The following is an 11,332-nucleotide window of genomic DNA, read 5'->3' as shown; positions in this document are numbered from 1 at the left end:
AATCAATTAAAAGGATAAGTTTAATCCTAAAACATAAGTTCTCGGTCTTGGGTATAAGTTATTGTCTATACCGTTCCCTAATTCTGGATCCACACCTTTATAATTTGTGATTACAAATGCATTTTGAACATTAAATCCAATACTTAAATCCCCGGCGTTCTTTAAAACTTTGCCGAAATTGTAACCTATATTGATGTTATCCATTCTTATAAAAGAACCGTTTTGAATGTAATAATCCGAAAGCAAGGTGCGATCGCCATTGATGTTCCCAGAAATATGACTGTTTAGAACATCTGTTGAGCCATTATTTAAGTAAACTAATGGATTTAAAATATTGCGTTCAATTCCTGTATTTGAGAATACATTATTATAAATGTAATTATCATAACTAGCCCTTAATGAAAAACCAGCTGTCCATTTTTTGTAGTTAACATTACTGCTTAATCCGAAATATAGTTTAGGATCTGAGTTTTGATAATGGTACAAGTCATTTTCATTAATAACCCCGTCTTCATTTCTATCTACAAAGATGCCATCTAAAGGAAGACCATCGTCGCCGTATACTTGCTGATAAACATAGAATGTACTACGAGGATAGTTTACCGAGAATATTTGAACAGTCTGTCCTGTACCGCCCGAAATTCCTGCGTATTTATTTCCTGGAGAAGTAGGATTATCTTCAATGGTTAACTTAGTGATTTCATTTTTATTATAGGTCATGTTAAAGCCGATGTCCCAGTTGAAATTATCTCTTTGGATAGCCTGGGCGTTCAAGCCAAATTCAATTCCCTTGTTTTCCATTGTTCCAACATTGGCAACAATCTTATTAGAGAAATTGGTTCCTGCCGACTGTCCAATTTCATTGAGAAGATCACTAGTCTTTTTATAATACAGGTCTACGCTACCAGTAATCCGGTTGTTTAAAAATCCATAGTCAATACCAATGTTTGAGGTAGCTGTTTGTTCCCATTTACGGTTATAATAATAACCTCCCGGACGATACATGTTATAGAATTCATCACCAAATTGGTATTGAGCTGAGCCGGTACTTAGGTTATAATAGGAAATGTAATCATAGTTTCCGATACCTTCCTGCTGACCAGTAATTCCATAACCGATACGAAGTTTCAAATCAGAAACAACTTTAGTATCCATCATAAAAGGTTCATCGATAATTCTCCATGCAAAGGCAGCAGAAGGGAAAGTTGCCCATCTGTTTTCCTTACTAAAGCGAGAAGAACCATCTGTACGAACAGTAGCTGTTAATAAGTAACGATTGTTAATTGAGTAGTTGGCACGTCCATAAAAAGATACCAATCTGTTTTCTGGTTTATCAAATTCATATAATGGCGTTGATCCCGGACGTAGTTGACCGTCAATGCTGTAATCGCCATAATTATAATTAGTAGTTGAAAAAGCCTGATAAGCATAACCACCAACAACATCTAAACGACTATTCCAAAAATCAAGATCTTTTCCGTAATTCAAATAGAACTCTAAAAGTTGATTTTGTTGAGTTTGTTTATATTGATTGTTTATTCCGCTATAGAAATTCTGATTGTCATCTTGGAATCTACGGTAGGAAGCAGCAGCAGATTCAGGAACTACAATAGTACCTTCTCCTTTTGATATATCATAACCAAGGTTTAAATTGGCATGTAAATCAGGTAAAAAGGGCAAGCTATAATCTAGTTGTATATTTCCAATACTTCTTTGTACTGTACTTCTATCATTTCTTTGTTCCAATAAGCCTAACGGATTTCTAGGAGCCAATTGCTTAATTCCTGTAGATGATGTCGGATCCGGATCTAACCATTCGAAATAGCCACCGTAATTATCATTTCCTGAATAAACCGGTTGGGTAGGATCGAAGCTAACAGCCGCACCAATAGCACCTTGGTTTGCAAATCTATTCTTACTGTAGGTTCCCTTTACATTAAGGTTCACCTTTAAATGATTATTCAATAAACTCGGACTTAAATTCACTGCTGCCGTCATACGATCTAAGCTTCCAGTTTTAAGAATCCCGTCTTGATTCAAATATCCAACCGAAACTCGGTATGGTAAATAATCTTTTAGGGAACCCGAAATACTTAGATTGTTATCGGTACTGGCCGCATTTTGGAAAATCTCTTTTTGCCAGTCAGTATTAGCTGTTCCTAATAAGCTTTTGTATGTGTCATTTCCATGTGTATTAACATAGTCTCTAAGCTGATCGGCAGATAAAACATCTGCTTGTTTATAAGGAGTAGCGATAGAAAATTGGGAACTAAAGTCAATCTTGGTTGCTCCCACTTTACCTTTTTTGGTAGTTATTAGAATAACCCCGTTAGAAGCTCTGGATCCATAAATAGCAGTTGCAGAGGCATCCTTTAAAACCGTAAAGTTCTCAATGTCATTCGGGTTTATTAAGTTTAAAGGATTGGCTGATCCTGAAATTGTACTATTGCTGACAGGTACTCCGTCAATAACAATAAGCGGGTCATTACTTGCATTTAATGAAGCTCCACCTCGAATCCGAATGGTGCTTCCTGATCCTGGTGCACCGCTATTGGAGGTAATAGCAACACCAGCAATTTTTCCTGAAATCAATTGTTCCGGGGTTGTGATTGCACCTTGTTGGAAATCATCAGTAGAAACACTTGCGATTGATCCGGTCAAATCGCTTTTCTTTTGCGTACCGTATCCCACCACGACTACTTCATCTAGCAAAAGGTCATCCTCTTCTAACTGAATATTTACAGTAATATCTCCTGAAACAGAAACCTGACGTTCCTGATTGAGATATCCTATATATCGGATGGTTAAGGTTTGGTTGCCTGTGGGAACTGATGATAGAACATAGTTTCCATTTAAATCTGTGGATGTAGCTATTGTCGTTCCATTTACAAAAATAGACGCACCAATCACAGGTTCATTAGTCTCATCGGTCACGAGACCGCTGATGCTTCCTGTTTGAGAAAATGCCAGGTTGGTCAGCATTGTCAGAAACAAAAAGAGACTAAACTTTTTTAAGTATTGTTTTTTCATTTTACTGGGTTTTAGTTCTCAATTATTGATCTTCCTTTAAGAGTGGTTGTGTAGAATCAAAGATATTCGGGAACGTTCCCGAAAACAAATAATTCATTAAAAGTTATTAACATTCGAAGAAGGTTCGGAATTCAATGAAAAAGCAATTGAGTAAGCGTAAATTTTACACTCTTGATTTTTAATTTATAACACACTTGTTATAAACAAGTTGTAATATAAATCTTGATTTTTTTTAATTGAGATTAATAAATTGTAAAATGAAGATTAACAATTACAATTTTTCCCTTTTGTTTAAAATGTGGATAACTTTTTAAGGGTTTATTCGCTAATGAAGATGAAATAACAACTTAAAAATCAGGAAGTCGACTTTCTTTGAATGATTTTAGACTCTAAAACCAGGGTCTCAAAATCATGAGCTGGTTCCGGAGATTTTAGAGAATCGAATAAAAGCGTGGCAGCTTTTATACCCATTTCATAAGCAGGTTGCGTTACAGTAGTAAGAGATGGATTTAATAAAGGGGCAATTTCTAAACTGGAGAAACCAATGATTTTCATATCATCTGGAATGCTTAATCCAAGATGCTGACAGGTATAATAACTAGCTATTGCCAAACGTTCAACTGAGGCAAAAACACCATCTGGCTTGAGGTTAGTAAAAACCTTTCTTAAGATTTTATGATTTTCTTCGGCCTCATTGCTGCAATTAATAATTAATTCTTCATCAAAAGGAATAGATGATTCTTTTAAGGCATCTAAATACCCTTGCATACGCATTTTTCCAATAGAAAGCTTTTTATTAATTACCAGATAAGCTAGTCGTTTACAGCCTGCCTCAATTAAATGTTTCGTTGCCAGAAAACTGCTTTCATAATCGTTAGTAATAACTTTTGAAGCGGGTATATCATCATATACGCGGTCAAAAAAGACAAGTTTTATTCCCTTGGCTTTTAAAGTCTTTAAGTAACTGTGGTTTTGAGATTCGCCAGAAACCGACATAATGATTCCTTCTGCACGTCCATTATGCAAAGCGTTGATAAAGGATACTTCTTTTTCGAAGTCATCGCCTGTACGATATATCAGAATATGATAGCCATTTTTCTGTGCTATCTTTTCAATTCCATTAATAGCTTGTGAAAAGAAATTATTAGCCAATTCAGGAACAATAACGGCAATTGTATGGCTCCTTTGATCTCTTAAATTACTAGCATAATGATTAGGCAGATAGTTCATCTCTTTTGCCTGAGCCAATATGCGTTCTTTTGTTTTAGGATTAATATCGCTGTTTCCCCGAAATGCTCTGGATACTGTTGAAGTAGAAAGCCCTAAGGCATGTGCCAAATCTTTAATATTTACATTTCCCATTTAGATCTAAAAATTTCCACTGTTCTCGTTTTATCAAACAAGTCTCTTTTTCGTTACAAAACTACATAAAGTGAGCAAAGATGAATAAAATTATACCTACTTTGTTATTCAAGGCATTAATTTACTATTAGAATTATGATATCCTGATCTTATCAGGCTTGGAAACAACAAATAGATGGGTTTGGTTAATGTCCTGAGAAGTCATCTAATTTTTATAATTTTGCGAAAGCTCAAGAAACTTTAAAATCACTTAAATGAAGAAATTATTCGCATCAACCTTAATTACTGCTTTTTTGTGTATTGGCTTAAATGTACATGCTCAAAATGAGATTAAGTTTAAGGAGTTTAAACTGGATAACGGTTTAAACGTTATTATGCATCAGGATAAAACGACACCTATTGTTGCTGTATCTGTATTATATCATGTTGGATCAAAAAATGAAAATCCAGAACGTACTGGTTTTGCGCATTTCTTTGAGCATTTACTATTCGAGGGGAGCGAGAATATTGGTCGGGGTGAGTATATGAAGAAGATTCAGTCCATCGGAGGAACATTAAATGCCTATACCTCAAATGATCAAACCTATTACTACGAAGTTGTACCTTCTAATTACCTGGAAACTGCACTTTATATGGAGAGCGAGCGTATGCTCCATGCTAAAATAGATACCGTTGGAGTAAATACTCAGCGAGAAGTAGTAAAAGAGGAGAGAAGACAGCGTTATGAAAATCAACCTTATGGGACAATCCTTCCTGAAGTATTAAAACGTTCCTATCATGTTCATCCTTATCAATGGCCGCCCATTGGTTCTATGGAACATTTGAACTCTGCAAGGCTGGATGAATTTATGGATTTTTATAAAACTTTTTACGTACCTAATAATGCAGTTCTAACCATTGCCGGAGATATTGATTATGATCAGGCTGAAAAATGGATAAGAACTTACTTTGCAGAAATACCAAAAGGAACCAAAGAGATCCCTCGTCCAACAGTGACAGAGCCAAGAAGAAATGAAGAAATAAGAGATGTAATTTATGATAATATCCAATTACCGGCAGTGATTGAAGCTTATAATCTTCCACGTAAAGATCATCCAGATTCTTACGCCTTAGATATGCTTTCTACTTATTTAACGGGTGGAAACAGTTCTTTATTGAATAAAGAACTTGTTGATAAGGAACAAGTAGCCTTGCAAATAGCTGCAATTCCTTTAGACTTGGAAGATGGAGGTGTTTTCTTATTGTATGGTATCGCAAATATGGGTATTGAAGCTGATTCTCTTGAGCACAGCATTGATGTTCAAATTGAAAAAGTAAAAGCTGAAGGCATTTCTGAGAAAGATTTTCAGAAACTATTGGCTCAAGTTGAAAACGCTGTTGTAACTCAGAATTCATCCGTTGCTGGTATTGCAGAGAATTTGGCAGAAAGCAAAGTTTATTTTGGAGATGCCAATGAAATAAATAAGGAGATGGAGAAGTATAATAAGGTTAAAAGAGAAGATATTCAACGCGTAGCAAAAGAATATTTTGATAGGAGCGGGCGTGTCGTTTTGCATTATTTGCCAAAGTCTGCTCAACCTGGAAACCCTGTTCAATAAGATTAAAATTAAAACGAAAACAAATGAAATCGATAAGTATTTATATCTCGCTTCTGTTTTTTACCTTTAATAGTGTTTCAGCTCAGGTTGATCGTAGTCATTATCCTGAGCCTGCACCTGCGCCTATTATTAATATTGGCGATGCTGAAACCTTTGTTTTGCCAAACGGACTTAAAGTATTTGTTGTAGAAAATCATAAACTCCCACGCGTTACCTTTTCGTTGAAATTGGATAGGGATCCTATTCTTGAAGGTAATAAAGCCGGATATACTAGTTTAGTTGGTCCCTTAATGATGGGCGGAACTACTAGTTTAAATAAAGATCAATTAGATGAAGCCATTGATCAGATTGGCGCAAGCATTAATGTAAGTTCCACTTCTGCAGTTGCGTCCTCTCTAACTAAACACCAGGAAGCTCTCTTAAATCTATTTGCAGATGTATTGTTTAATCCAAGCTTTCCGCAGGAAGAGCTGGATAAGCTAAAAAAGCAAACAATTTCAGTTTTAGCTGCAGAGAAAGACGATCCGGGATCTATTGGAATGGTTGTTAGTAATGCAGTTTTATATGGCAAAGATCACCCTTATGGCGAGAATGCTACTGAAGCAACTGTCAATGCTATTGAAGTAGCCGACATTACCAATTATTACAAGAGCTATTTTAGGCCAAATATTGCTTATATGGCAATTGTTGGAGATATAACTAAGAGCGAGGCAGAAGCTCTGGTGAAGAAATATTTTGGAGATTGGGAGAAAGCACCCGTTCCTACTCATGAATGGAGAAAGGCTGTTGCTCCTGCAGAAAATCAGGTTATCTTGGTTGACAGACCAGCCAGTGTACAATCAGTAATGAATATAACTTACCCTGTAGAGCTTCAATATAACAGTCCGGATAGGATTAGTGCTACGTTATTAACGTATATATTGGGTGGAGGTTCATCCTCTCGTTTGTTTATGAATTTACGTGAAAGTAAAGGATACACCTATGGCGCCTATTCTAGTATTAGTCCGGATAGGATCAGCGGTAATTTTACAGCAGATGCCAGTGTCCGTACCGAGGTTACTGATAGTGCAGCATATCAGTTCTTTTATGAATTAAAGAATATTACTGAGAAAACTATTACAGAAGAAGAAGTGGCTGCAGCAAAAGCGTATTTAACAGGTAGTTTTGGACGCTCTTTAGAGAACCCCGCTACCATTGCTAATTTTGCATTGAATACTGAAATCTATGACCTGCCCAAAGATTACTATAAAAATTATTTAAAGAATTTAGATGCAGTAACAATTGAGGCGCTTAACACGATTGCCCCAAAATATATTAAACCGGCTAATGCTTACTTAATCATCGTAGGTAATATTGCAACCTTTAAAGATACAATTGGTCAGTTTGGAGAGGTGAAAAATTATACAGTAGAAGGAGATCCTAAATAAATCTTTAAAATTTCAGGAAGTTTTCAATTTGCATTTGCGTAAACATCACAGTTTCCTCTTTAAAGAGGTCGCCTTGTTCATTTATTTCCTGACGGATATAAGGAATATGAATCTTGAGAGGTAGTACATGCATTTGCATATAATGGCAAACACCGGTAAAGTGTTCAATGCCTCGGATATTACCGTATTTTCCGCTTGATAGGCCAACTAATGCAACCTTTTTTCCTTGAAAGCTATCCGGGTATTTAGTAGCATCAAGAAAGGTTTTTAGAACTCCCGGGAAACTTCCATTGTATTCAGGTATAACAAAAACAAGCTTCTCACTCCGTTCAATTGTAGCTAGTATATTACTAAAGGCTTCGCTTCTGGCGCCATAAAGATCAGATACAATTAAATTCGAAGGTAAATCTTCTAAAGAAAGAAGGCTAGTATCTGCCCCTAATTTTGCAAATTGTTTTTGATAGTACTTCGAAAGCTTTAATGTGCTGCTATTTAAACGGTTTGTGCCAGAAATGATCGTAATCATGTTTAAAATTAAAGATAATATAAGCGCGTAGAGAAGAAGTTAAAATTTTAATTTTTGTATCTTAGCCCTTTCATAATTGCTAATAATGCAAAGTTAAACATATTAGCTTGCTTATTAAATTAAAGACAATAGATTTAGTCTTTAGCAGTTTATATACATAGCAGGAAATTGCATATATGGGTAAAATTATCGCATTAGCTAACCAGAAAGGCGGAGTTGGGAAAACTACATCTTCAATCAACTTGGCCGCTAGTTTGGCTGTTTTAGAATATCGAACCTTATTGGTGGATGCAGATCCACAAGCTAATTCTACATCCGGAATAGGCTACGATCCACGAACCATAAAGACCAGCATTTACGAGTGTATAATTAATGATGTCCCTGCTATCGAGGCAATCTGTACTACAGACACTCCTAACCTGGATCTCTTGCCTGCCCATATCGATTTAGTTGGGGCAGAAATTGAGATGATCAATTTAGAGAATCGTGAGTTTAAAATGAAACACGTTCTTAGTCAGATTCAGGATCAATATGATTTTATTATTATCGATTGTTCCCCGTCTCTTGGTTTAATTACCATTAATGCTTTAACAGCCGCTAATTCAGTTATTATTCCTGTACAATGCGAATATTTTGCATTAGAAGGTTTGGGTAAGCTATTAAACACCATTAAAATCGTACAGAATCGTTTAAACATGGATCTGGAAATTGAAGGAATTTTGCTAACGATGTACGATGTGCGTTTGCGTCTTTCTAATCAGGTAGTAGAAGAGGTTCGTTCGCACTTTACAGACTTGGTGTTTGATACCATCATTCAGCGAAATACACGTCTCAGTGAGGCGCCTAGTTTCGGTGTTTCTGTGATTATGCATGATGCGAATTCAAAAGGAGCAATCAATTACTTAAATTTAGCAAGAGAAGTTCTATTGAAAAATGGTTTAAGAAAGATCGAGGATCAAAAGACGACAAAATAATATGGCACAGCAGCGAAAAACAGGTTTAGGAAAAGGATTAAGTGCATTATTGAATGATAATGAGGATATACGGAGAGAACCTCAAAATGGACCTGTATCGGAAGATAGAATTAACAGATCTTTAGGTTCTGTAAATCCTATCAAGATTGAAGACATTGAAGTCAATCCTTTTCAACCCAGAACAGAATTCGATAGCCAGGCATTAGAAGAATTAGCTGAATCGATTAGGTTACAGGGACTTATTCAGCCCATTACAGTTCGTCGGATGTCAAACAATTCTTATCAGCTTATATCTGGTGAGAGGAGGTTACGTGCTTCAAAATTAGCAGGTTTAGTAGAAATTCCTGCCTATGTGCGTAGTGCAAATGATCAACAAATGCTAGAGATGGCATTGATAGAAAATATTCAGCGAGAAAACCTCAACGCAATTGAAGTAGCCCTGAGTTTTCAACGGATGATTGACGAATGTAATCTTAAGCAGGAAGAATTAGGCGAACGTGTTAGTAAAAACCGATCTACTGTAACCAATTACCTTCGTTTATTAAGATTGCCGCCAAGCATACAAGCCTCAATTCGTGATGGTAAAATTAGTATGGGCCATGCACGTGCTCTAGTAAATGTTGCAGAAGTAGAGAAGCAGTTATTTATCCATCAGGAGATTATTAAAAAAGGTCTTTCTGTACGAAAAGTAGAAGAGCTTGTTCGTATGCTGAATACAGACGATAAAAGTAATAATCAAAAGAAAAACACACATCCCAAATCCTTTCAATTTCAAAAGATTGAAGATGATTTGGCTACTAAATTTGCTACACGTGTTAAACTGAGTGTAGCTGCTGATAAGAGTAAGGGTTCCATTCAAATTCCTTTTAATTCGGAGGATGACCTTAATCGTATTTTAGAATTATTAGATTGGTAAACAATGCGATATTTTAAAGCATTCCTAATCGTTATTATTTGTTGTATCGGATCTGCGCAAGCACAAACACCCGATTCTGTTAGCAGCGAAATCAAAATAATTTCTGTGGATAGCTTAAATATGCAAGATACCACCAATATTCCTAATGATGAAGATGCAGAAAAAAGTATAATTGAAGAGCAACAATCCGTTGTATATAAAGACTCTGCCCGCCTGGCCTTAGAAAACAGATCCCGGCTCGCCGTAAAACGTTCTGCTATTATCCCTGGTTGGGGCCAGATTACTAATAACCGTTGGTGGAAGGTACCTATCTTGTATGGAGGAGTTGTTGGTCTGATTATAAGTTATGATGTTGCTCAAAGCGGCTATAAAGAAATGCTTGCTGAAGCCCAGTTCCGTACACTTAATAATAACCAATATTTATACGAGAAGTATGCCAAAGCCAGTACTGAATGGGTTATTCAATCCAAAGATTTTTACAGAAGAAACCGGGATTTGACGATCCTTCTGAGTGCAGGACTTTATGCATTGAATCTAATTGATGCTTATGTAGATGGCATGATGTTTCGTTACAATATGGAGGATGACCTAAGTTTTAAGATTAATCCGTTAATTGAAAAGCCATCAGGCATATTCGCAAGCAGAACACCGGTTTTCGGATTAAAAATGACTCTTACAATTCACTGACCTTTTAATTTACAGAAAAAGATAATATCGTATATTGCAATCTAAATCAATCAATAATAGAAGATGAACATCGCATTAATAGGCTATGGTAAAATGGGGCAAATCATCGAGAAGTTTGCCATCGATAGAAACCATGAAATTGTACTGATAGTTGACGAAAACAATCGCGATCAAGTAACGGTTGAAGAACTTCAGCAAGCCGATGTCGCCATTGATTTTAGTACTCCCAGTGCAGTTTTAGAAAACATAGAATTTTGCTTTAGGGCTAATGTACCCCTTGTTGTAGGAACTACAGGATGGTATGATAAGCTGGATGATATTAAAGAGCAATGTTTAACTCATAATCATACCCTTATGTATGGATCGAACTATAGCATTGGAGTAAATATCTTTTTCCATATTAACAAACTATTGGCGAAAGCCATGAATCCTTATAAACAATACGAAGTTCAGGTAGAAGAGATTCATCATACCCAAAAGCTAGATGCTCCTAGTGGTACTGCAATTACCATTGCTGAAGGAATTTTAGAGAATTATGATAGCAAGTCTAGCTGGATTAATAATGTTATTGGAGAGGATGAAGCTATTCCTAAAAACAATCAATTATTAATAGAATCTCACCGATTAGAAGATGTTCCTGGAACACATACAGTTCTTTATAGTTCTGAAGTAGACCAGATTGAATTTAAGCATACAGCCCACAGTCGCTCAGGATTTGCATTAGGCGCAGTTATTGCCGCTGAATGGCTCCATGATAAAACTGGATTCTATAATGTGAAAGATATGTTTAAATTCGACTAATTAAACAACCA

Annotated in this window: 9 protein-coding genes; 6 read left to right on the top strand and 3 right to left on the bottom strand. The window is 36.0% G+C overall.

What is annotated here, in order from left to right:
- Nucleotides 1-6 precede the first annotated feature (6 nt).
- Together C8N28_RS06185 and C8N28_RS06180 are read right to left on the bottom strand one after the other, a co-directional pair.
- Nucleotides 7-3,030 carry a SusC/RagA family TonB-linked outer membrane protein gene (locus C8N28_RS06185; protein ID WP_132222702.1) on the bottom strand — a complete coding sequence of 1,008 codons (3,024 nt, stop codon included), beginning with the start codon at nucleotides 3,028-3,030 and terminating at the stop codon, nucleotides 7-9.
- 354 nt (nucleotides 3,031-3,384) lie between these two features.
- A complete protein-coding gene (locus tag C8N28_RS06180) occupies nucleotides 3,385-4,392 on the bottom strand; it encodes a LacI family DNA-binding transcriptional regulator (protein ID WP_132222700.1) in 1,008 nt (335 codons plus the stop codon).
- 254 nt (nucleotides 4,393-4,646) lie between these two features.
- On the opposite strand from C8N28_RS06180, the gene C8N28_RS06175 reads away from it, so the two are divergent.
- Nucleotides 4,647-5,990, top strand: coding sequence for a M16 family metallopeptidase (locus C8N28_RS06175; RefSeq protein WP_132222698.1), 1,344 nt, complete (start codon nucleotides 4,647-4,649; stop codon nucleotides 5,988-5,990).
- A gap of 23 nt (nucleotides 5,991-6,013) precedes the next feature.
- Complete coding sequence (locus tag C8N28_RS06170; RefSeq protein ID WP_132222696.1) at nucleotides 6,014-7,417, top strand: M16 family metallopeptidase; 1,404 nt, start codon at nucleotides 6,014-6,016, stop codon at nucleotides 7,415-7,417.
- A gap of 4 nt (nucleotides 7,418-7,421) precedes the next feature.
- Here the strand turns inward: C8N28_RS06170 and C8N28_RS06165 are convergent, their stop codons facing one another.
- Complete coding sequence (locus C8N28_RS06165; protein WP_132222694.1) at nucleotides 7,422-7,943, bottom strand: NADPH-dependent FMN reductase; 522 nt, start codon at nucleotides 7,941-7,943, stop codon at nucleotides 7,422-7,424.
- Nucleotides 7,944-8,119: 176 nt separating this feature from the next.
- Between C8N28_RS06165 and C8N28_RS06160 the strand changes: the two genes are divergently transcribed.
- The 4 genes from C8N28_RS06160 (at nucleotide 8,120) to dapB (ending at nucleotide 11,321) form a co-directional block, all read left to right on the top strand.
- Complete coding sequence (locus C8N28_RS06160; RefSeq protein ID WP_132222692.1) at nucleotides 8,120-8,917, top strand: ParA family protein; 798 nt, start codon at nucleotides 8,120-8,122, stop codon at nucleotides 8,915-8,917.
- A gap of 1 nt (nucleotide 8,918) precedes the next feature.
- Nucleotides 8,919-9,833 (top strand): ParB/RepB/Spo0J family partition protein, encoded by a 915-nt coding sequence (locus tag C8N28_RS06155; protein ID WP_132222690.1) that lies wholly within the window; start codon nucleotides 8,919-8,921, stop codon nucleotides 9,831-9,833.
- Nucleotides 9,834-9,836: 3 nt separating this feature from the next.
- A complete protein-coding gene (locus C8N28_RS06150; RefSeq protein ID WP_132222688.1) occupies nucleotides 9,837-10,520 on the top strand; it encodes a DUF5683 domain-containing protein in 684 nt (227 codons plus the stop codon).
- Between the two features lie 63 nt (nucleotides 10,521-10,583).
- Nucleotides 10,584-11,321, top strand: coding sequence for a 4-hydroxy-tetrahydrodipicolinate reductase (gene dapB, locus C8N28_RS06145; RefSeq protein WP_132222685.1), 738 nt, complete (start codon nucleotides 10,584-10,586; stop codon nucleotides 11,319-11,321).
- Nucleotides 11,322-11,332 lie beyond the last annotated feature (11 nt).

The sequence above is a fragment of the Albibacterium bauzanense genome, from assembly GCF_004339765.1.
In the GTDB taxonomy this organism is placed as follows: domain Bacteria; phylum Bacteroidota; class Bacteroidia; order Sphingobacteriales; family Sphingobacteriaceae; genus Albibacterium; species Albibacterium bauzanense.
Note: the sequence above shows the minus strand (reverse complement) of the source record. Positions and strands in the feature narration are given on the sequence as shown.